The sequence below is a fragment of the Clostridium sp. AF34-10BH genome, assembly GCF_003478095.1.
Taxonomy (GTDB): domain Bacteria; phylum Bacillota; class Clostridia; order Lachnospirales; family Lachnospiraceae; genus Acetatifactor; species Acetatifactor acetigignens.
In genome coordinates, this window is record NZ_QUEC01000012.1 from 65,752 (window position 1) to 88,347 (window position 22,596).

Here is a 22,596-nt window from a genome sequence, read left to right on the forward strand (position 1 = left end):
AATATTTTGATTGATTGTCAATTAGCTGCAATTATTATTCAGCTGTGGGTGCTGCTTCGCAAGCTGCTGCGCCGCCTTTTTCAGCCAGCTGATTCATAACACGTGCAAAATTGGTGATAGGACTCTGTAAGCTGCCAAGCAGTTTGGAAATGAGTACGTCTCTGGAAGGGATGTTAGCGATTGCAGCCATACCCTTAGCATCATAAACAGTACCTTCTACCACACCGGCCTTGATCTCAAGCTTATCAGCAGTCTTAGCGAACTGAGCCAGTACTCTTGCAGGAGCGGTTGCATCCTCGGTAGAGTAAGCCATTGCGCTGGGTCCTTCCAGATACTCGGACAGACCTTCGAACTGTGTACCCTTGAACGCGAAGTTCATCATGGTGTTCTTGTAAACCTTGTAGCTAACTCCTGCCTCACGTAAGCTCTTACGTAACTGGGTATCCTGCTCAACAGTAAGTCCACGGTAGTCTACCAGAACTACAGACTGGGCATCTTTGATACCAGCAGAAATCTCTTCTACTACAGGCTGTTTTAATTCAACTTTTGCCATTTCTTTACCTCCTTATAGATTTTGTGCCGATAAGAAGAATATAAATAGAATCCTGCTCGCAGGATTCTACGCCTGCGGCGAATCGCTTTAGCGATATATTCCACTTCGCCGCAGTGCGATCCTCGCGGAGCGTTTTGCTTTATAGGATAAAATCCTATAAAGTAAAAAAAACTCTCTGTGAAGACACAGAGAGATGATATCATCATACTTATCTCCTCGGCAGGACTTACGCTCGGTCTCCCTTGCACCTGCTGTCTTCGGCATGGTTTTACAACCTCAGATAGAATAGCATGGGAGACCGTGTTTGTCAAGGATTATTTAATAATTTTCTGCATGAATTTCAAAATAGCTCTGGGGATGATTACATACGGGGCAAACCTCCGGTGCCTTGGTGCCTACCACGATGTGCCCGCAGTTGCGGCACTCCCATACCTTCACTTCACTCTTCTCGAACACTTTTGCTGTCTCCACGTTCTTTAACAGTTCGCGGTATCTTTCCTCATGATGCTTTTCGATCTCTCCAACCATACGGAATTTCTGCGCCAGTTCAGGGAATCCCTCATTCTCTGCAGTTGCCGCAAAACCTTCATACATATCAGTCCACTCGAAATTCTCACCTTCGGATGCTGCAGCAAGATTTGCTTTGGTATCACCGATGCCGTTCAGTTCCTTGAACCACATTTTTGCATGTTCTTTCTCATTATCTGCAGTCTTTAAGAAAATAGCTGCGATCTGCTCATACCCTTCCTTCTTTGCTACAGATGAAAAATAAGTATATTTGTTACGTGCCTGGGACTCTCCGGCAAATGCCGCCTGGAGATTTTTCTCTGTCTGGGTTCCCTGATATTTGTTCATGGTGTTTTCTCCTTCTCTTTTCATCTACTATACCTTTTGGAGGTAACCTTTATTCTAAAACATACGGTTTCTCCGTTCTTCGAACGTTCGAACTCGTAACCAGCATACCTGCAGGCAGCCAGTTATTGTTTCCTAAGGATAAATGTATTCTATCACAAAAACCGCCTCACTGTAAACAGTGAAGCGGCTCTTTTGCATTCGTTATCTAATTAGATTAGAGATCAGATTAGAACTTTGCTACGCTAACCTTAACGCCAGGTCCCATAGTGCTGGTCAGAGTGATGCTTCTCAGATACTGACCCTTTAATGCGCTGGGCTTAGCCTTTACGATTGCGTCCATAAGTGCATTGAAGTTCTCCTGCAGAGCTTCCTCAGAGAAAGAAGCCTTACCAACGGGAACATGCACGATGTTGGTCTTATCAAGTCTGTATTCAATCTTACCGGCTTTGATATCGTTAACTGCCTTGGTTACATCCATGGTTACGGTACCAGCCTTAGGGTTAGGCATTAAGCCCTTAGGTCCGAGAACCTTACCCAGACGACCTACAACGCCCATCATATCAGGGGTTGCTACTACAACGTCGAAGTCCAGCCATCCTTCGTTCTGGATCTTCGGGATCAGCTCCTCGCCACCAACATAGTCAGCGCCTGCAGCCTCAGCCTCATTGATCTTATCGCCCTTTGCGAATACCAGAACTTTTACAGTCTTACCAGTTCCGTTAGGCAGTACAACTGCGCCACGGATCTGCTGCTCAGCGTGACGTCCGTCACAACCGGTTCTGATGTGAACTTCGATGGTCTCATCGAATTTAGCAGTTGCAGTTTTCTTAACCAGAGCGATAGCATCGTTGGGCTCATAGAATGTAGCACGATCTACCAGCTTGGCAGCTTCGGTATATTTCTTACCATGTTTCATTATTTTACCTCCTAGGTTCCAGCGGCAATATTTTTTTCATTGCCTCCCAAATATTTATAAGTTACTCCTCAACAACAATACCCATGCTGCGTGCAGTACCAGCGATCATGCTCATAGCTGCTTCCAGGCTTGCTGCATTCAGATCCGGCATCTTCATCTCAGCGATTTCCTGAACCTTAGCCTTGGAAATGGTAGCTACCTTGGTCTTGTTAGGAACGCCGGAACCGGACTTAATGTTGCAGGCTTTCTTTAACAGTACTGCTGCAGGGGGAGTCTTTGTAACGAAACTAAAGCTTCTGTCTGCATATACAGTAATAACTACGGGGATGATAAGATCTCCCTTGTCTGCTGTTCTTGCGTTGAACTGCTTGGTAAATTCAACGATGTTAACCCCGTGCTGTCCAAGTGCAGGACCAACAGGGGGAGCCGGTGTTGCTTTGCCGGCAGGGATCTGTAACTTGATATATCCTTCTACTTTCTTTGCCATTGTGGCACCTCCTATAATGTGGTAATTCGGCGCAGGCTGCCTTGTTGCTCGCCTCCTGCTCCCACTGGAACGACTTCTCGTTCCTTTCATGCTGCCACTCTCTTCACCTTGCGGTTTCTGAGAGTTTTATATTTTATCTCCGGAATTGCCCGTGAGAAAAAATATCCTTGTAAACTTATTAAAGCTTTCTGACCTCTGCAAAGCTGATTTCCACAGGGGTCTCTCTTCCAAACATTTCTACATTGATCGTAGCTGTCTGTTTGCCATAGTCCAGTTTCTGCACCACGCCGACGGTATCCTTCCATACTCCGGCCACAACAGCAATGCTGTCGCCTTCACCAAAGTCGATGGATACATTCTCGGTCTTAATGCCCAAAGGCTTCATCTCAGCTTCTGTAAGAGGTACAGGTTTACTTCCGGGACCTACGAAACCGGTCACACCACGGGTATTACGAACGACATACCAGGTATCATCGTTCATCTCCATGTTGAGAAGCACATAACCGGGGAACATTTTCTTGGAGACCGTCTTGCGGGCGCCGTCTTTCAGTTCTACGACATCCTGCATGGGAACTCTTACTTCAAGGATCTGTTCTGCCAGACTCTTGTTGTTCTCTATGGTCTTCTCAATATTGGCTTTGACCTTGTTCTCATATCCTGAATAGGTATGGACTACATACCATTTTGCCTCTGCCATACAATCACCCTCGCTCTATAATGATGTTAAGAAGTTTACGCCGTACTGGATAAAATAATCCAGAACCGCAATAATCACACCCACTACAACTGATATTGCAACAACCGCTACGGATTGCTTCAATGTTGATTGTCTGTCCGGCCATGAAATTTTCTTAAATTCAGCTTTTGCGCCTTTAAAGAAACTGGGGCGCTTCTGTTTTTCTGCGGAATCTCCCATTTCGACCTCCCATACTAGAACGGCTGATTATTTGGTTTCTTTGTGCAATGTATGTGTCTTACAGAATCTACAATACTTCTTGGTTTCCATTCTATCAGGATGAGTCTTCTTATCCTTGGTAGTATTGTAGTTACGCTGCTTGCACTCGGTACATGCTAAAGTAATTTTTGTACGCATTTTTCTACCTCCACGTGTTTTCTGATCTCTAAATTTAAGCATAAAAAAAAGACCTAAATCTCATCTCGCTTGGATACTATAACATAATCTGCGGTCTTCGTCAACTGTTTTCCCAAAAATCCCACTATTTTTCTTGTTTCTTCTTATTTATTATGCTATAATGATCGCATAAAAGTGGGGTATTGGATTTCCCCGTCCCAATTCATCCGCAGGGAAGAAAGGAGATGCCTATGAGTGCTATCATGAACACTGTCTATAATAACTACTTGACCACCTATGCATCAAGACAGATTACAAAATATGACACCCATAAAAAGAGTGAGCTTCGCAGTGTATACAACTCTATCGTAAAGCTGAACAAGGACACTCCCTGGTATCTTCCCACCACCAATAAAGACACACAGCATTATGCCGTGGATCTGAAGGAAAACGCCCGCGAACTGCACAACACCATCGCACAGATCGGCGGACTGGAGACGGATGGACTGTTCCGGAAAAAGAGTGCCTACTCCACAGACGATGATATCGTGGAGGCTTCCTACATAGGCTCCGATACCACCACAGGAGCTTCTCCGGAATTTGATATCGAAGTAAAACAGCTGGCCACGCCGCAGGAGAATCTGGGTTATTTTCTTCCGGATCTGGCAACCACGCTTGCTCCTGCCACCTATTCTTTTGATATTGCGATCAACGATATGAACTATGAATTCCAGTTCAATATTGGCGAGGGTGATACGAACCGGCAGATCACGGAACGTCTGTCCCGTCTGATCAACAACGCGGATATCGGTATCACAGCAGATGTGATGGAATCCGATTCCCGTTACGCACTTCGTCTGACCTCGGATGCTACCGGTGTACCGAACGGCAAGGCCTATCATTTTCAGGTCAGCGATGATCATACCAGCAAGACCTCCGGTGTTGTGGATTACCTCGGACTGAATTATGTCAGTCGTCCTGCCGGCAACGCAAGATTTTATCTCAATGGTGAAGAACGAACCGCTTCTTCCAACCACTTTACAATAGGAAAACTGTTCGATGTACAGTTAAAAGCCGTCAGTCCGGAGGATCAGCCCACACATGTCGGTCTGAAAACAGATACCGAATCCATCACAGACAATATCATCCAGCTGGTAGGCAGTTATAATGAATTTATTAAAACAGCTTCCTCCTACCTGGAGACACAGTCCAGAAGCAAACAGCTGATTCACGAATTCTCCTCCATAGCTTCCCACTACGGTACTTCTCTGGAAAACATGGGAATGCACCTGCAGGAGGATGGTATTCTATCTGTCAATGATGAAAAGCTGCGGCAGACCGCCGCGGAATCCGGGAATGACCTGTCCGGCTTCAATGTACTAAAAGAATTCAGCAGTTCGCTTTTACACAAGAGTGATCAGGTTGCTCTGAATCCTATGAATTATGTAGACAAAAAAATTGTGGCCTACAAAAATCCCGGTCACAATTTTGCCAGTCCTTACATTACCAGCGCTTACAGCGGTATGATGTTTAACAGCTACTGTTGATTCCCTTCCGGGGAATTAACAGTAGCTGTTATTTCATTTTCTGCTTCTGTTTTCTTATTTTGCCTTTTTGGATTTGGCCTTGTACTTATCAATCTGTACAAAATCATCCATCAGCTCCAGAATCTTGTCTCTACCTGTCTGGTTCAGCTTCACGTAGTTCTGCATAACACGGTTTTCCAGAAGCTGTGCTCCCAGAGAAGCATCTCTCTCCAGAGAAGAGAAATCCACCGGGTTCAGGCTCAGCTTGTCACACATCTTGATCACTGTTCCGTACGCCATTCCTTCAATCCCGCGCTCCAATGCAGTCACCAGTGTGCTGTAGGGAATGTTCATCTCCATGGCAAACTGTCTGACACTACGATACTGTCTCAAAATTTCTTTCTTTAAAATCTCCGCCTTAGTCATATTTATTCCTCCACGTATCCTCCAAAATTGGTACAGCTATAATATACGATTTCCCGTTTTCCATTTCAAGTAAAAAACAGAAAATTAAGAATTTCGACGAATTTTTAACAATATTTTTATATTTCTTCCAATTGATCCAGCCAGATCCTGGCACAGGCATCGGACGGCATCCGCAGATCACCTCTGGGTGACAATGCCACACTTCCCACTTTCGGTCCGTCCGGCAGGCAGGAACGCTTAAACTGCTGTGTGAAAAATCTCCGGTAAAAATTCTTCAGCCACCTGCGGATCGTCGGATCGTCATATTTTCCTTCAAAGGTCTCTCTCGCGATCCGGTAGACCTTGTCCGGTGCATAACCGCACCGAAGCATATAATACAGGAAAAAGTCATGCAGTTCGTAAGGACCTACCAGATCTTCCGTCTTCTGTGCAATGTTCCCCTCCACCGGTGGAAGCAGTTCCGGGCTCACCGGCGTATCCAGCACGTCCTTTAGGACTGCGGTAAGCTCTGCATTATTACAGGTATCGGCATAATAGGCCACCAGATGTCTCACCAGTGTTTTGGGCACTCCGGCATTAACGCCATACATGGACATATGATCTCCGTTATAGGTAGCCCACCCTAAGGCCAGTTCCGACATATCTCCCGTGCCAATGACCAGAGCATTTTCCTTGTTGGCAATATCCATGAGCACCTGGGTACGCTCTCTGGCCTGTCCGTTCTCATAGGTGACATCATGGCACTCCATATCCTGACCGATATCCGTAAAATGTCTGGTGACCGATTCCCGGATATCCACCTCCCGCAATGTAGTTCCCAGCGTCTTCGCCAGCAGACAGGCATTCTCATAAGTCCGGTCTGTTGTTCCGAAACAGGGCATGGTCACTGCAATGATCCCCGACCTCGGAAGTCCCAACAGATCAAAAGTGCGCACTGCCACTAAAAGTGCCAGTGTGGAATCCAGTCCTCCTGAAATACCCAGGACCGCTGTCTTACATCCGATATGCTCATATCTCTTTTTCAGGCCGAAAGCCTGAATGGATAAAATATCTTCACATCTGCGGTTGCGTTCTACCATGTCCTCCGGTACAAACGGGTGTGCAGCGAACTTCCGGTCCAGTTTTGTCCCAGTCAGCTGCATGGAAAAAGGAACTGTAAGATAGGGCTTCATCGGTCTCTTTCCGAAGGTACCCATTCGCCTGCGCTCACTGCTTATTTTTAATACATCCAGATCTGTGTAAAGAATTCCCGTAGTAAAACGAGCGGACTGTACCAACAGTGTTCCGTTCTCTGCGATCAGATCATGTCCTCCGAATACCAGATCCTGCGTGGATTCCCCTTCTCCGGCAGAGGTATAGATATAACCGCACAGAAGTCTTGCACTGGAAGCTTTTATCAGAAGGGTACGATAATCATCCTTGGAAACCGTCTCATTGGAGGCCGACAGATTCGCAATAACTGTAGCTCCCATCAGTGCATGCGAGGTAGAGGGCGGCTCTGCCACCCACAGATCTTCGCAGAGCTCACATCCCAATATCAGCTCCGGAAGTTCCTCACACCGGAACAACAGGTTGGATCCGAAAGGAATCACCTGTTTTCCCAGACGATATTCCGTCACCGTTTCCTCTCCCGGTGTGAAATGTCTGCCTTCATAGAACTCCGCATACATAGGGATATTTTTCTTAGGAATCATTCCCAGTATCCTACCCCGGTACAATACCGCAGCCACATTGTACAGACGGCCATCCTTGTCCACGGGAAGTCCCACCAGAAATAACGTTTCCAACTGTCCGGTCTCTTCTGCAATCGTAAGCAATGCTTCTTTTGCTTTTTCCAACAAAAGTTCTTGCAAAAAAAGATCGTTACAGGTGTATCCGGTAATACATAATTCCGGAAACACTACGATCTTTGCTCCATGCTCCGCCGCTTCTTTTGCCTGTTCGCAGATTACCTGCGCATTATAGACCGGATCCGCCACCCGGATCCTGGGTGTGGCGGATGCTACCTTGACAAATCCCTGTTTCATAAGCTTCCTCGCTTTACTGTATACATTACTGGATCATCTGTTTCAATTCATCCACGGTAAAATTATAGTTTTTATTACAGAAGTGGCAGTTCACTTCGATGGTCTCTCCATCATCGATCATGGACTGCAATTCTTCCCTGCCAATGCTGATCAGTGCTTTTCTCACTCTGTCCTTGCTGCAATTGCAGGAAAATTCCACAGGAAGTGTATCGTTGATCTCCAGATCCATTCCGGAAAGCAGTACTTCCAGCATTCCCTCCGGAGTCTTGCCGGCATCCAGCATAGTAGTAACGGAAGAGAGATTCTTGATATTCTCTTCCAGTTTGCTGATCATTTCCTCTTCCGCAAAGGGCATCAGCTGTACAATGAAACCGCCTGCCTGTCTCACGGTATTGTCTCTGTTCATCAATACCCCAAGTCCTACCACGGAAGGTACCTGTTCGGATACCGCAAAATAATAGGTCAGATCCTCTGCAATCTCGCCGGTCTGCAGCTCTATCTGTCCCACATAGGGATCCTTCAGTCCCATATCGCGGATCACGCTTAAAACACCTGCACCTACGGCACCGCCCACATCCAGTTTCCCCTGGGCATTGGCTGGCAGGATCACATCAGGCACATTGGCATAGCCCTTTACGTGACCGTTCATATCTGCTGTAACTGTCAGTCCGCCAATCGGACCATCTCCTTTGATCTGCAGTGTGATCAGTTCATCGTCACCCTTTAACATGCTTCCCATCATGGCGCCCGCGCTGAGTAATCTTCCCAGTGCCGCCGTTACCACAGGGCTGGTATTGTGAGACGCTCTTGCGGTCTCCACCGTCTCTCTTGTCGTGCAGGCGAACGCTCGGATCTGCGCATTTGCCGCGGTTGCACGTACCATATAATCCTTCATTTATTCCACGTACCTTTCTGTCTACAGCTCTTTCTGCTGCTCTTTTGCTACGATATATACTCTTTCACTGGTCTCCGTTACCGCCTCACCGGTATCGGAATCCATGATCTCCAGAATCTTCAGTCCGGCCTGTTCCACCAGTGTCCTCATCTGTTCTACGGTATAACCCCTCTGCAAATGGGTCTCGGTAAATCTGTGGAAGGTATCACCCTCTTCCTGGACGAAGATTGTCAGATCATACTCGTTGATCTCTTCTTCCGGATCATAATAATTTTCCCAGATAAAACTGCAATCCTCCCGGTTCTCCGCAATCGTCGTATTGCCGATGACTTCCCGGTATTTATAATCTGTATTAAAATCAAAGATAAAAATGCCACCGGGGTAGAGATAATTGTTCACCAGCCGGAATACCTGCAAAAGTTCCTCTTCTTCCAAAATATAATTGACGGAATCACAGACGCTGATCACCGTACCAACAGTAGAATACAGATCCAGTTCCCGCATATCCTGATGCAGATAGAGGATCTCCGAACCGCTCTCCACCTTTTTCTCCATGGCAATGCCCAGCATCTCTTCAGAATTGTCCACGCCGATGCAATCATACCCTTTTTGGTATAACAGTTCTGTCAAAGTGCCGGTGCCGCAGCCCAGATCCACCACCAGATTCCGCTCGGAATCCAGAATTCCTTCCGCGTCCCGCGTAGGTCTGGATACACCATAGGACGCAATCAGCTGATCCAGACGATTGCACCACATTTCATAGGGTGTATTATCCATCAGTTCGTCATATACTCTTGCAAAGTCTGTATAGATTTCTTCCGTATTCTCCATAATTGCAGCATCTCCAGTTTTTTTAGAAAACAGTCCCCAATGCGCCGAATACTCCCATGCTGAGCAATCCCATGATCACGCCTGCCAGAACCACACCGCACATTACTGCAATGACACTGGACTTGAAATCCATGTCTAACAAACTTGCTGCCAGCGTTCCGGTCCACGCACCGGTTCCGGGAAGGGGAATACCCACGAACAACAACAGCGCCACGAACAGACCTCTGCCCGCTTTTTCCTGCAGCTTTTGTCCGCCTTTATGTCCTTTTTCCAGGCAGAAGGTAAAGAACTTGCCGATGACCGGCTTGTCCGCACCCCATTCCAGTACTTTTCTTGCAAAAAAGAAGATAATAGGTACCGGCAGCATATTTCCCAGAATACAGATAATATAGCTGGGAAGCAAAGGAAGATTCATTCCAACCGCAATAGGGACAGCACCTCTCAGCTCGATCAGAGGAACCATAGATACCAGGAAAATCATCAAATATTTTTTTAACATGTGTTTACTCCAATTCTTTTAATTTATTTATGCCCGCTTTTCCAGATAATTTTTCAAAAAAGCGATCAATCGGTCCATTTCCTCATCCGTGCCGACTGTAATACGCAGGGAGTTGGCAATTCTCGGTTTATTCCAGTGTCTGACATAGATGTCAGCCTCACGGAGAGCCCGGAACAGTTCTTCCGCGGGAACTTCCTTATGAGAAGCAAATATAAAGTTTGCTTTCGAATCCGGGAAAGTAAAGCCCAGGCTCGTCAGTTCCTTCTTGATCCGCTCTCTGGTAGCTGCGATCTTTGCCGTGGTGGCCTTGAAATAAGCATCATCCTTTACCGCTTCCACGCCCATGACCTGGGAAGGCAGGTTCATGGTATAGGAGTTAAAGGAGAATTTTACATCATTCAGATAGTGTATCAGCTTCTCATTACCGATACAGAAGCCGATACGCATTCCCGCCATGGCTCTGGATTTGGAAAAAGTCTGTACTACCAGAAGATTCTCATATTTTTTAAGCAAGGGCAGTGCACTTGTGCCTCCAAAGTCCACATAAGCCTCATCCACGATCACTACCACGTCCGGATTGGCCTGTAAGATTTCTTCGATCATTGCCTGGGACTCTTCCACACCGGTAGGTGCATTGGGATTCGGGAAGATCACACCGCCGTTGGGCTGTTTGTAATCTTCAGGGTTCATGTGCCAGTTCTCATCCAGGGCGCAGGTATGATACGGAATGCGATACAGATCCGCCCACACATCATAGAAGGAATAAGTCACATCTGGGAACAGAACCGGCTTTCCGCTGTTGAAAAATGTCAGAAATGCCATGGATAATACATCATCCGATCCCACACCTACAAATACCTGTTCCGGTTTCACACCATAATATGCTGCCAACTCGTCCACCAGGGGCTGCGCATTTGAATTCGGATATAAGCGCAGTGCCGCACTCTCCATATTTTCTGCTGCCTTCCGCACTCCCGGGGCAGGAGGATAAGGACACTCATTCGTATTCAGCTTGATCATGTTCGGGCGGTTCGGCTGCTCTCCTGCCACATAAGGAACCACCTTACGTACGTTTTCTTCCCACTTCATGTTAATAACCATGCCTTTCTCAAAACCTGCAAGCTTTCAGAGACTTTCGTCCCTTGTGCAGGCACAAATTTGCGTGTGAAAAATTTATTTTCAGTTATCTGTTTGTTCATTCTGTCGATGTTTTAATTCTTCCGCATAGCTCCGGGCCTGTGCAGGAAGTCCCAGCTGCTCATAACAACGGATCAATCCCTGTAAAGGTTCTTCTTCCGAACTCCGCAGCGCCAGTACCGGCTGTGTTTCATAAGCTGCATTATAATACCAGACAGCCGCTTCCTCAAAGTCTCCCGTCTCTTCATAGAAATACCCCAGTTCACAGCAGATTTCCGAACAGCCGTCCCCTGCAATCACCTTGGAAGTATACTTGAAAAATGTCACGGCAGCTCCCCGCAGTCTGGCGGCTCTGGCCACCACACAACAGCCTTCCGTAATCTCATCCGCACTTCTGTCCGGGGATGAAACTTCTGCCCGGAAATAATCTTCCGCTTCCAGAAAATCCCTTGCCTCTCCCGCCAGGAACAGTTCTCTCGCATACATTCCGTACAGTCTTCTGGAAAGTCGTCTTCCCTGCGCGATCTGTTTGCGGAAATTTGCCAGATCCCTGCCCGCATGATTCTGTTCCGGCATGTGGGTGATGACTATATCGCTGTCATAGACTACCGGTTCCAGCCGTACAGTTTCATGGATTGGTTCTTCCCACACGAAGCTTCGCAGTCTGCGGAATAATTTGGGACGATATTCTTCATCAAAATTATACACTGTGCCGTTCTGTAGCTGATTGCCGTATTTCATCTGGACGATCTCGATCTCCGGAAGCAGTGTCTCCTTTAACAGTCGGAACCTTCTCCGGTTCTCTTCCGAAAGCACCTCATCCGCATCTGCGGAGTAAATATATTCCTTCGTAGCTTTGGAAAATGCAAAATTTCTCGCCGCACTGAAGTCATCGTTCCATGTGAGATCATATATTTTATCGGTGTATCCGGCTGCAATCCGCTTTGTGGCATCCGTGGATCCTGTATCCACAATAATGATCTCATCCACCAGATCCCTGACACTGTCCAGACACCTTTTCAGAACCCGTTCTTCATTTTTTACAATCATACACAAAGATATTGTGATCATTCCGGATCTCCGTTCCCGCATTTTTGCATGCGATGCTGTTCCTACAGCACTTTGGATAAGAATTCCTGTAATCTTGGGCTCTTAGGATTGGTGAAGAACTCCTGGGGAGTATTCTCCTCCACGATATTACCACCGTCCATGAAAAGCACCTTCGTACCCACTTCTCTGGCAAATCCCATCTCATGTGTCACGACCACCATGGTCATACCGCTCTCTGCCAGTTCTTTCATAACTTCAAGTACCTCTCCCACCATTTCGGGATCCAGTGCGGAAGTAGGCTCATCAAACAGCATTACTCTGGGATTCATTGCCAGAGATCTGACAATTGCAATTCTCTGCTTCTGACCGCCGCTTAAAGATGCCGGATAAGCATCTGCCTTTTCCTCCAGTCCAACTCTCTTTAACAGCTTCAGGGCATTCTCTTTTGCTTCTTCCTCACCCATCAGTTTCAATTTCACGGGGGCAAGGGTAATATTGTTCATGATCGTCAGATTGTTGAACAGGTTAAAATGCTGAAATACCATACCCATATGCTGACGAACTTTGTTGATGTCGATCCTGGGATCCGTGATGTTCTGTCCATCGAACCAGATCTCACCGCTGGTAGGTCTCTCTAAAAGATTCAGGCAGCGTAAAAATGTACTCTTACCGGAGCCGGAAGGTCCTACCACCACGATCTTCTCACCGGGGTGAATATGATAATTTACCCCTTTTAATACCTGATTATCTTCAAAGCTTTTATGCAGATCTTTAACGATTATCACTCTTACGCAGTCTCCTTTCCAGTTTTGCAAGCAGAATGGACAATACCTTGGTCAGTACAAAATAGATGAAGGCAATACCAAGCAGCGGTGTAAATACATCAAACAGCTTGGAGGTCATCTGGTTGGCCACACGGGTAAGGTCACTCATTCCTACGTAACCTACAATAGAGGTTTCCTTAATCAGCACGATAAATTCATTGCCCAGAGGCGGCAGGATGCTCTTGAATGCCTGCGGAATGATAATGTATCGCATCGTCTGGAATTTGTTCAGTCCCAGTGATCTGCCCGCTTCCATTTGTCCCTTGTCCACAGCCAGGATGCCTGCTCTGACGATCTCCGCCACATAAGCACCGGAATTGATACCGAATGTCAGACTGGCGATCAGCACACTGTTCTTACAGGTAGCCAGAATGCCGGACCACATGATCAACAACTGTACCGTAGTAGGAGTTCCGCGGATAATATCAATATAAGCACTTGCAATCCGGGACGCTATGGTCTTCGATCCGTTTTTTCTCGTGGATAATTTCAAAAATGCCGCTATGGTTCCGATCAGGATACCAAGCAGTGCCGCAAAAAAAGAAACCTCTAAGGTTACTCCCAGTCCTTTCAGATAAAGCTTCCATCTGTCCGCTTCAATGAAGGCTGCATAAATATGTTGCCAGATATTTTGCATGTTATTTCCTATGCCTTTCTTGTGAAAATATAAGTGTACGATTGGTCAAACCGTATATGTTGCCTACCTTAATATAGCAAAAAGAAGAGAATGGCACAAGCCATTCTCTTCTTTTTCATGTATATTTTGTATAAAAATTATTCACCGATGTACTCAGCTACCAGTGCATCAAAAGTACCGTCAGCCTTCAGATCAGCCAGTGCCTGATTTACCTGCTCTACCAACTCGCTTCCCTTAGGCAGTGCGATAGCGTATTCCTCAGCTTCGAAGCCGAAATCAGCACCGTCGATGATCTTAACCTTACCCTCGAATTTGGTATTAAATACTTCTGCAGGGTTCTTATCAATGATAACAGCGTCTACTCTGCCGTTTACCAAATCGTTTACTGCATCGATTGCTCTGTTGTAGGTCTGTGCGGTAGCACCTTCGATATCCTCTGCCAGGAACATACCGGTGGTACCCAGCTGACAGCCGATGGTCTTGTTCTTCAGATCATCTGCAGCTGCGATCTCGGAATCTGCCGGTACGATCACAAACTGTACAGCTTCATAATACGCATCGGAGAAATCTACCTGCTCCTTACGATCATCAGTAACGGTCATTCCTGCGATAGCACCGTCGATTCTGTTGCCAATGGAACTAACCAGAGAGTCAAACTCCATATTCTCTACCTGTACTTCCATACCCAGTTTCTCGCCTACAGCCTTGATCAGAGCTACATCGAACCCGTCGGGTTCTCCGTCATCTCCTACATACTCAAAGGGAGGGAATTCTGCGTTGGTACCGAATACCAGTACGCCACCCTCGGTCTTATCAGCGGCCTCAGTAGTAGCTGCTACTTCTGTAGTGGTTGCTGCAGCAGTCTCTGCCACACTGCTCCCGGAAGCCTGAGAGCTCTCGTTTGCTGCGGAATCAGAACCACAGCCGGTCAACATTGCTGTACACATTACAGTTGCAAGTAACATTGCGATTGCTTTTTTCATAATATTATCCTCCTGTCTGTTTTCTACGGACGACAGCCGTCCTTAAACGTTGATTACTATAGCACCTTTTTGAAAATTGTGCAACTGTTTATGCATAAATATACGCAGCTTTACTCTGCAAATACAACATTACCGGGATCTGCACCCAGAAGGTTACCACTATATATGGAATAAACGGCTTCGGTACACGAAGTTTTCCATCCGGTGTCACATTTCTTCTGCAAAACTGTACTGCAGCCAGCAATGTCAACGCCGATAACATATGGATCAGAAACCACAACAGATTCCCCTGCCAGGCGCAGCCTGCCAACGCACATACAGAAAATGCATGACAGTCAGCTCTTCCGTACATTTGGGCAAACAATATCTGCTGCAGGAGTACAAACAATGCCACTGCTGCCGCCTGCTGTATGCTAAACCTGTCAGTAATCCTGCACACTCCATCCTCCATATAAGCTTCCGACACCGGAAGCCCCAGCAGTATTCCTGTCCATGGCAGGCACCACCACCATACATAATTATACACATAACTGTGTACAGCATCCATGCAGGCCGCCGCTAACAAACCTCCCGCCAGCAGGGAGCACAGGATCTCCTGTGCCCCCAGGATCACCAGTCTGTTTTCTTCCGGAAGTCTTCCACCCATTCCCCCTATAACAAGAATCACAACTGCATTGATCCAGGCCAGTCCCCCGAGAAGCCACGCTTTTCCGGGTTTCATCCTCTCGATGTCTCCCGATAGTTCCACACGCAGCAGCCAGATTGCACTGCCATAGATAAGGCCTCCCAGAACCACCGACCACAGTATCCGGAACACGATTTCCAAGACTCTCATACCTCCTTACCGTAACCGGGTACGCAGTTCATCCAACACATTTCCCGACACTCCGATCACGCTGATCGTCGGATGATCTTCCAGCCTCTTGTCACCTTTAAAGGCCCGCACTGTGATTTCCTGTGTCTGGTTCTCCGGAGTATATAAAGGCACCATAAATTCCAGTTCTTCCGTCTTACGATACCCCTGACTTTCGGTATAATCATAGACTTTATTCAATGTCGGATCCAGTGCTGTCATACATTCCGGGAAAATGACCTCCACCCGGTCCGCATATCCCCATGTGGTAAAGGTAAGAATTCCGCTTTCGCCGCATTTGAAGACCGGCTCCTGCGGCTCCAAAATACGTTTCACACTGCTTTCCAGTGCAAATTCCGTCGTACCGTAACAGATACGGCTCTCATTCCCCACATGATCCGAAGCATATCCCAGTACCGTAAAATCCCCGCTGAACAGCGGTTCGTCCTCTGTGATTGTAATCACGATACAGCCATCTTCTCCGGGAAAGTAGGTCTTAGAAACAGCATTGTCCGTATTACTGATAACAATTGTAAAATGATCCACACCACTTAGAGCATCTGTGGCAGTAACACGTATGGTAACAGCTCCGTCTCTGCGATCGATCAGTGCCCGGTTCTCCAGTATTTCCATCCCCCTGATGACCGGAGCTTCTCCGTCAGCGATCAGAGCGATCCCGTTTTTCTGATCCTGCGTAGATACAGAATATATTTTATCTGTTCCGTGATCCGCTTCCGCTACCGGAATCACCCGAATCGTTTGTCCGTTCCGGTCTCCACTTATGACAAATTGCTGTACTCCGGTAAGTTCCTGGTTCCGGTGTGACCGCAAAGTATAGGAATAGGAATGTTGCTGCAGCACATTGGTCCCCTCAGTCGCATAAGACAGTCCCTCCGCATCTGTCCGGATCACATCATCCGTTATCTCCGCAGACGGTGTGACAATGATATTTCTCGCCCTGCCACCGTCCTCCGTCACCGTTTCATATATTGTCCCATTCAGTTGATAGTCCGGTCTGGCTGTACCTTCCATATAAGATGCATTCGTTAACGTGAACGGTGTCTTTCCGTCCGCCCGGACATACCAGGTTTTGTCCGCTGCCGCCGGATATACATTGCCCTCTGCCTCGTTTATCTTAAGCTGTTTTGTATGAAGCTTCCACAGAATCTGTTTTCCATCCACACAAATATGTGTGGTCTCGCTTACATTTCCCGCCACATCCACAGCGGCAACATGCAGATACTGCACCCCATCCTTTACCTCCAGTTCCATATGGGGTTCTTTACAATAACCGGCATCGTCCGTTACGACGGTATCCCTGTTTTGATCCACAAGATAATAATATCCCCTGATACCGCTAAGCAATGTGTTTTTTGCGATATTGGAGTCACATAGTTTGGAAGTACTGCCCGTCAGATAAGATTCCGCTCTATGATAATATACCGTCCCGTAATCCTCCGGCTCTGTCCACGAGATTCTTATTCTTTCACTGTCCAGTGCTTCTCTTACGACGTTCTCCGGAATTTTCCCGGGAGCCGCAAGATCAGTTGCCCTGACTCCCTTCAGCTGTAAAGTCTCCTGGTAGCCTATTGCTTTTGACTGCAGACACAACAGCCCGTCTCCACTCCGTACTCCACTTTCACTTTCATATAGCAGTGCACATTCCGGATTTACATAATTGCTTCCGCCATATGCCGGCTTCGAGAATAGGACCTGGCCTTCCGTATAACCGCATACAAGAGTTCTCCCACCACTGAAACTAAGTGAGCTGATTCCCGCGGTAAACCAGACATTTCCTCTTAAATGAAAATTCAGATGCACGTAGATATGTGTCGTTCCTTCCGGTAATGAGATATGCAGGGACTGCCGGAAATCACTGGCTGCCGGGTCTCCGCCGCCATGTTTATCATAAAAAGGATAATCCCGAAATTTTCCCTGTGCAATTTTTGTTCCTTTCTGATCCAGGATTACAAATTCCGACGGCTGCTCCTCATCCGGCAGCCAGTCGGTATTCACAATATTTCCACCCAGAGATCCCCATCCATCGCAAAAATATGAAAGATTCAATGTCGTATTGCCATTGGTGGGAATCCCCCGATAACCGGAAACATTCCACATCTGTTCCTTAGGATAATTCCCGTTTCTGGCCCATCCGACCCGGACTATGGCACGGCTCCACTCATCATCGTCCGTACTTGTGGTATGTCCGTTATACTGATAAGAATTTGTGCCTGAGGAATCAAAGCAATTCGATCCCCACATAAAATATTCCCAATCTCCGAATGTTGGTGTATAAGAAGCATTTCTATAGCAGTCATTCGTATGGTGATGCACGATCTTCTCTCCGGCGGTTCCTCCATAATATCCGGCTCCGCCTCCGGCCATACCCGCTTCTCCTTCCTGCTGCCCGAGGACACTTTCCATGCTGCCACCCTTGCCGCCTGCACCGCCCGGTGATGCTCCACCGCCTCCTCCTGCGATCAGCAGGATTCCCTTCCGGTCGGATACCACGGATGTCATTCCTCCTCCGTTTCCATAATTTGAAGCTCTGCCGCCTTTGTTATACCCGTTTTGACCACCCACGGCATAGGTCAGCTGTTCCCCCCTCTGCAGCCAGAATGTTCCGGAGGCACTTCCCCCACATCCTCCCCGAAAGGAACCATAGCCCTGTCCCTGCGCCCCCATCGCCTTTATGACGTAGAGTCCGGTATACGGCACGTTATATGTCCTCGTCTTTGCTTCATAAATACCGGTCAGTTCAACGGCCGCTCCGCTGTTGATATCCGTTGCACTATTAATCCGCATCCAGGCACCGTCTTCCAGTCTCTGATAAATAAGGTACGTTTTGTTGTTGTGATCCGTCTGCTCCCAGGACAGATCCACTGCTCCTTTTCCTTCGTTTTCCTTGTAGTTATCTTTCGCCAGCAGGGTAAGATCCACCCATTGCGCGTACAATGTCGTATTTTCGGACGGTATGATGCTGTCGCCCGCTCCTCCTGCCGGCCGTCGGAATTCCGAGTCATAATACCAGCCTCCAAAGGACCACCCGGGTCTGGTGGTCTCCGGTAATGTGACAGGTTCCGGCTGATAGACTGCCGTCAGCCTGTCCACATTACCGTCCGGAGCATCAAAGATATATTGCTTTCCATCCAGACTCCCCCGGAACGGATGCACCTTTTTCCATTCGACAAACCGATTTTTCCCTTGCACCGGAGTGATCTCCGATCCGCCATTAGCACGAAAACAGACTGTATACCCATCTGGTGCGCAGACCAGTTCTTCCTGCAACAGATATCTTTCAAGATATGGCTGCGTTACAGAAAATATCTCCCGGTCATCATACTTTCCTCCATTGGCATAAAGCACAAGGGTGCTTTCACTCCGCACCCATTGTGCATATAAATTGACTACACCATGATCGTTATCTGTCCAGGTTGTCCGGTCTCTCCAATCCGCCTGCCTGAGATTTTCGATTGCAGCTTTATCCGCATAAGCGGTTCCTGAACCATCTGGCTCTGTGTTCCAGCCCGCGAACAAATATCCGGTCCTGCTGTAATTGTTCTCTGTCAGGTGTGTCACCGGAGTGACCGTCTTGCCTTCGTAGACTATGGCATCGTTGTACATATGGATACTGTCATCCATATAACCGTTATAAGATGCACCTCCCGTATTGGCCTGATAACAGACCTTATACTGATTCCAGGAAATATTTTTACATTTATGTGCCGGCAGATCCACCCCCTGCTCCAGATTGTCGCAGAACGGACAGAGATAATAGTAGCTCATCGGTTTTCTTTCGTTGCCCAGATCCAGGTACTGTATCGAGGCCGCCGCTTCTCTGCTCATATAGATATTGTACTCTTCAATGGCTTCTCCGCAATCCGCACAATAGGCTTTCCAGCCGGAATAATAATACTGCATGCATTTTTGTCTGCCAAAAGATACCCCGTGCCAGTTTTTTCCGGTATATCCATTATGAATACACTGTCCCGACCGGTGGACCACTTTCCAATATCTCACTGGGATTTCTCCATACCGTTTCTCTGTATAAATATGTTCTCCCACTACCGGATCTCTCAGCGAAGAAGGAATCTGCGTATACACAGTGGTGCTGTCATCCCGGGCATACCACACATAATTCCGGTCTCCTGCGCAGGTTGTAAATGCACGTCCATCCGGACTGAAAGAAACATAAGGACTGTTGTAAATGGTCTTTTTCGCTGCCGCTTCCGACTGTATCGAAAACAGGAGCGCAATTCCCAGCACGAGTAATCCTGCCAGATATCTCCCATACCGCATTCTCATTCCTCCTGCCTATCCGTATCCTCTGCCTTGACCACACGCAAGGAGCCCTGTGCCAGTGCAGCATAAAAGTCCGCCACCCTTTCTTTTTCCATATAGATATTTACTCTCTGTGCCGGAGTTGTCCCATCATCACCGCCGATTGCAGCTCCATTCCGGTCAAACACCTGTTGGACAAACACATTTTCCCACAACAGTTTCCCGTTTTGTTTCTCTTCCTCCTGTTCCACACAATAAATATGGATCCTGTCTCCGGCACGCAGGACACCTCCCACTACCTGGTACAGATCTTCGGCGCGGAATCCGGCTATAACAGGTTCCCGCATCTGCTCTGTGATCTCCGACAGTGCCCGCAGCATGCCTGTAGTCAGTACCATCCCCTGTTCCACTCCATATGCCGCTATTCTTCCGCTTGCCGCCTCTGTGCTTTTCAGTGCAGTCTCCGGCACAATTCTTTTGTCGATTTCCATGACTGTAATATACTGCTCTGCATTTTCCGCGGAGATTTTTTCTCCCCTGGGAATTGCCGCCGTTACCACGCATACCTGTTCTTTTTCGTATTCCGTAAGCACTCTCTTTTCTGTCTGCAGCAAAAAAACAAATACTGCCATAGCCGCCACAAACGCTGCCAGGATACTTCCGTTCCAGATTCTATTCTTCCACGCCTGACTCATCTTCCGTTTTTTCATTCGTTTCCTCTCCCATATATTCACTGACCACATCTACCAGCTTACTTTTTTCAGCAGTTACTGTAATTCCCAGAAAACCTTCCACCGGATATGTGATCTCACTGTACACACCGGTATTCTCAATGGTCTGTCCCCCCGGAGTCCTCACTTCTCCCAGGGTTCCTTCCCATTCCAGGATCCTTCCGTCACCGTTTCGTTCCCACACCTGCACTTTTGTTCCCGTGACATTATAGATAATGTAATTTCGTATCTCTACCTTTCCGGAAATCAGCTTGTGACCTACTGCTTCATAATTTTCATTTAACCCCAGATTTTCACGGACAGCAGAACAATATCCCGCATACGCCTGTTCCTGATCTGTGATATGTACCTTATGTGTGCTACCATACTCCCGGATGTCAATGACTGCCGATGCCAGATTGGACAGTGCCAATGCATCTTCCAGATACCGTGCAGATGCCTTGTACATTGCCAGTTGCAGCTGCATATACAACAAAATTGCCAGAAACAGTATCAGAAACAATCCCAGCACCCAGGAAACCTGTCCGCTTTCTGCTTTTCCTGTCTCCTGCCGGTTCTCAGTTTTTGGCAGTCGATACTCTCTTTTCCCGTATTTCATAATGTCCGCCCAGCTTTCCGTGAATCTGCAGGATAATGCGTTCCCCATATCCTGCAGGTTCCAAAGTACTTCCCTCATAATCGATCTCTGTCAGTCCTGCCGTCTCCAGTTCTGCCGTGAGGTGTGCCTGCTCCGCCGGTTCCAGATATCCTACCGTTTCCATTTTCAGCAGATAGGCCCTCGCCAGCTGTCCTACATTCTCTTTTGCCTGGAGCAGCTGCACATTCTGCAGGTAGTTCAGCATCACTACCGTCAGTGCCAGCACACACATGCCCATCGTCAGCAGCTCTCCTATGTTCCCTGGCTGTTTCCCTCGTTCCGTCATCTTCTCTCCTATCCTATACCCCTGTCAGGATATCTGCCGCTTTGGTCTGCATCGCTGTTACAATGGTCTGTATAAACGTTGTCAGACTGTCCTTCATGACCACGCACAATAACAGTGCAATAATACACAGACCTACAGTGACCAGGATCCCGTCGATCCCCTGCTCCTGCCGTAAGGCATGTTCTTTTACTTTTCCCCAGATTCTCTGTAAATTCTTCATATTTTGTCCCTTTCTTGTTTTGTTTTATTGGTATTTCAGAATTGCACCACTGCCCGGAACATATATCCCACACAGGCATATAAAATGATTCCCAGTACCGCCCCCAGCATTCCCAGCTGATAAAAAGTAATACTACGGTCCAGAGCACTTTTTTGCTGTTGAAGCACCGTAAGTTCCATATCCTTCAACTGCTCTCCCATGTCCTTCAACAGATCTACCGCCTGCCCCGACTCTCCTGCCTGGATCAGGGTAATGCACAATGCATCGATCTGACGGTTGTCAAATTTCTGTTGGAAGTCAGACAAAGCCGTAACCAGATCCGACTGTATGACCAGATCTCCGGACAGTTCCATCAATGCCTGCTGTAATCTCTGCGTCCGTACGCTCTGGCAGCATTCCGTCAAGGCATCCGTTACATAGACTCCGGCACAGGTCTGTACCTCCAGTGCCTGATAGATCAGCTGCAGATCCGGCATCATCTTACGATTGTCCTGTCGGTTCAGGTACAGCAATAACAGTTCCGGCACATAATACAGTCCCATTGCCGCAAGCAGTGCATATCCCCAGCCGATAGATTCCAGTGTCAGTACTGCGCCAAGAGAAAGAAACAGGCGCATCAGCAGGTATTTTACCGGTGTAATTTTCTTCCCATAGTGAAATTTTGCACCGTTTTTCCTTAATTTCTTTTCTGTTCCGGTGACCCAGTTTTCATACCTTCGGCTCTCCCGCAGCATTCCGGTAAATTCCTCGCAGGCATGCAACACCGTTTTCGGCATTGTTCCCATACCCAGCCGGAACACAAAAATTCCTCCCAGCACCGCTCCCAACAGTTCGGGAATCCAGATAACTCTCCAGCTCATTCTCCACACC

Annotated in this window: 25 protein-coding genes and 1 other annotated feature; of the genes, 1 reads left to right on the forward strand and 24 read right to left on the reverse strand. The window is 47.5% G+C overall.

All coding sequences use genetic code 11. The features are described from left to right. Window positions 1-34: 34 nt before the first annotated feature. The 7 genes from rplJ to rpmG form a co-directional block, all read right to left on the reverse strand. A complete protein-coding gene (gene rplJ, locus DWZ61_RS09770) occupies window positions 35-553 on the reverse strand; it encodes a 50S ribosomal protein L10 (protein ID WP_117465603.1) in 519 nt (172 codons plus the stop codon). A 155-nt stretch (window positions 554-708) separates the two neighbouring features. Beyond that, window positions 709-832, reverse strand: a sequence feature (ribosomal protein L10 leader region). A gap of 39 nt (window positions 833-871) precedes the next feature. Then, window positions 872-1,408, reverse strand: a complete 537-nt coding sequence (rbr, locus tag DWZ61_RS09780; protein WP_118538312.1) for a rubrerythrin — start codon at window positions 1,406-1,408, stop codon at window positions 872-874. A 226-nt stretch (window positions 1,409-1,634) separates the two neighbouring features. After that, complete coding sequence (gene rplA / locus DWZ61_RS09785) at window positions 1,635-2,324, reverse strand: 50S ribosomal protein L1 (RefSeq protein ID WP_118503843.1); 690 nt, start codon at window positions 2,322-2,324, stop codon at window positions 1,635-1,637. 61 nt (window positions 2,325-2,385) lie between these two features. Beyond that, window positions 2,386-2,811: a 50S ribosomal protein L11 gene (rplK, locus tag DWZ61_RS09790; protein ID WP_117465604.1), complete on the reverse strand. Its 426-nt coding sequence runs from the start codon at window positions 2,809-2,811 to the stop codon at window positions 2,386-2,388. Window positions 2,812-2,989: 178 nt separating this feature from the next. After that, window positions 2,990-3,508 carry a transcription termination/antitermination protein NusG gene (gene nusG, locus DWZ61_RS09795; RefSeq protein ID WP_117465605.1) on the reverse strand — a complete coding sequence of 173 codons (519 nt, stop codon included), beginning with the start codon at window positions 3,506-3,508 and terminating at the stop codon, window positions 2,990-2,992. 15 nt (window positions 3,509-3,523) lie between these two features. After that, on the reverse strand, window positions 3,524-3,727 hold the full coding sequence (gene secE / locus DWZ61_RS09800; protein ID WP_022153715.1) for a preprotein translocase subunit SecE: 204 nt from the start codon (window positions 3,725-3,727) through the stop codon (window positions 3,524-3,526). 27 nt (window positions 3,728-3,754) lie between these two features. Beyond that, window positions 3,755-3,904 carry a 50S ribosomal protein L33 gene (gene rpmG / locus DWZ61_RS09805; RefSeq protein WP_022153716.1) on the reverse strand — a complete coding sequence of 50 codons (150 nt, stop codon included), beginning with the start codon at window positions 3,902-3,904 and terminating at the stop codon, window positions 3,755-3,757. 230 nt (window positions 3,905-4,134) lie between these two features. On the opposite strand from rpmG, the gene fliD reads away from it, so the two are divergent. Then, window positions 4,135-5,430: a flagellar filament capping protein FliD gene (gene fliD, locus DWZ61_RS09810; RefSeq protein ID WP_182427044.1), complete on the forward strand. Its 1,296-nt coding sequence runs from the start codon at window positions 4,135-4,137 to the stop codon at window positions 5,428-5,430. Window positions 5,431-5,484: 54 nt separating this feature from the next. On the opposite strand, the gene DWZ61_RS09815 is transcribed toward fliD, so the two are convergent. The 17 genes from DWZ61_RS09815 to DWZ61_RS09895 form a co-directional block, all read right to left on the reverse strand. Further along, window positions 5,485-5,835: a transcriptional regulator gene (locus tag DWZ61_RS09815; protein ID WP_022312172.1), complete on the reverse strand. Its 351-nt coding sequence runs from the start codon at window positions 5,833-5,835 to the stop codon at window positions 5,485-5,487. A gap of 116 nt (window positions 5,836-5,951) precedes the next feature. Next, window positions 5,952-7,862, reverse strand: coding sequence for an NAD(+) synthase (locus DWZ61_RS09820; protein WP_118538269.1), 1,911 nt, complete (start codon window positions 7,860-7,862; stop codon window positions 5,952-5,954). 25 nt (window positions 7,863-7,887) lie between these two features. Then, entirely contained in the window at window positions 7,888-8,757 is an 870-nt protein-coding gene (gene hslO, locus DWZ61_RS09825) for an Hsp33 family molecular chaperone HslO (RefSeq protein ID WP_118538271.1), read from the reverse strand. Between the two features lie 21 nt (window positions 8,758-8,778). Further along, entirely contained in the window at window positions 8,779-9,588 is an 810-nt protein-coding gene (locus tag DWZ61_RS09830) for a class I SAM-dependent methyltransferase (protein WP_117465608.1), read from the reverse strand. 22 nt (window positions 9,589-9,610) lie between these two features. Then, a complete protein-coding gene (locus tag DWZ61_RS09835; RefSeq protein ID WP_118538273.1) occupies window positions 9,611-10,087 on the reverse strand; it encodes a small multi-drug export protein in 477 nt (158 codons plus the stop codon). Window positions 10,088-10,114: 27 nt separating this feature from the next. Further along, a complete protein-coding gene (gene hisC, locus DWZ61_RS09840) occupies window positions 10,115-11,176 on the reverse strand; it encodes a histidinol-phosphate transaminase (protein WP_118538314.1) in 1,062 nt (353 codons plus the stop codon). A gap of 90 nt (window positions 11,177-11,266) precedes the next feature. After that, window positions 11,267-12,295 (reverse strand): glycosyltransferase family 2 protein, encoded by a 1,029-nt coding sequence (locus tag DWZ61_RS09845; RefSeq protein ID WP_118538275.1) that lies wholly within the window; start codon window positions 12,293-12,295, stop codon window positions 11,267-11,269. Between the two features lie 41 nt (window positions 12,296-12,336). Next, window positions 12,337-13,059 (reverse strand): amino acid ABC transporter ATP-binding protein, encoded by a 723-nt coding sequence (locus DWZ61_RS09850; RefSeq protein ID WP_022312165.1) that lies wholly within the window; start codon window positions 13,057-13,059, stop codon window positions 12,337-12,339. Beyond that, on the reverse strand, window positions 13,046-13,735 hold the full coding sequence (locus DWZ61_RS09855; RefSeq protein ID WP_022153726.1) for an amino acid ABC transporter permease: 690 nt from the start codon (window positions 13,733-13,735) through the stop codon (window positions 13,046-13,048). Before DWZ61_RS09855 ends, DWZ61_RS09850 begins: the two co-directional genes overlap by 14 nt. 137 nt (window positions 13,736-13,872) lie before the next feature. After that, entirely contained in the window at window positions 13,873-14,718 is an 846-nt protein-coding gene (locus DWZ61_RS09860; RefSeq protein WP_118538277.1) for a basic amino acid ABC transporter substrate-binding protein, read from the reverse strand. Window positions 14,719-14,806: 88 nt separating this feature from the next. Next, complete coding sequence (locus DWZ61_RS09865; RefSeq protein WP_118538279.1) at window positions 14,807-15,553, reverse strand: hypothetical protein; 747 nt, start codon at window positions 15,551-15,553, stop codon at window positions 14,807-14,809. Between the two features lie 6 nt (window positions 15,554-15,559). After that, window positions 15,560-19,870, reverse strand: coding sequence for an InlB B-repeat-containing protein (locus tag DWZ61_RS09870; protein ID WP_182427045.1), 4,311 nt, complete (start codon window positions 19,868-19,870; stop codon window positions 15,560-15,562). Between the two features lie 2 nt (window positions 19,871-19,872). Continuing rightward, the gene (locus tag DWZ61_RS09875; RefSeq protein ID WP_118538283.1) at window positions 19,873-20,562 is read right to left on the reverse strand and encodes a hypothetical protein; all 690 of its coding nucleotides are present in this window, start codon (window positions 20,560-20,562) and stop codon (window positions 19,873-19,875) included. Then, the gene (locus DWZ61_RS09880) at window positions 20,525-21,181 is read right to left on the reverse strand and encodes a hypothetical protein (RefSeq protein ID WP_118503823.1); all 657 of its coding nucleotides are present in this window, start codon (window positions 21,179-21,181) and stop codon (window positions 20,525-20,527) included. The genes DWZ61_RS09875 and DWZ61_RS09880 overlap by 38 nt, the downstream gene beginning before the upstream one ends. Next, window positions 21,141-21,506, reverse strand: a complete 366-nt coding sequence (locus DWZ61_RS09885) for a hypothetical protein (RefSeq protein WP_117465618.1) — start codon at window positions 21,504-21,506, stop codon at window positions 21,141-21,143. Before DWZ61_RS09885 ends, DWZ61_RS09880 begins: the two co-directional genes overlap by 41 nt. 13 nt (window positions 21,507-21,519) lie before the next feature. Continuing rightward, complete coding sequence (locus tag DWZ61_RS09890; protein WP_022312159.1) at window positions 21,520-21,726, reverse strand: hypothetical protein; 207 nt, start codon at window positions 21,724-21,726, stop codon at window positions 21,520-21,522. A 35-nt stretch (window positions 21,727-21,761) separates the two neighbouring features. Further along, complete coding sequence (locus DWZ61_RS09895; protein WP_118538285.1) at window positions 21,762-22,586, reverse strand: type II secretion system F family protein; 825 nt, start codon at window positions 22,584-22,586, stop codon at window positions 21,762-21,764. Window positions 22,587-22,596: the final 10 nt, after the last annotated feature.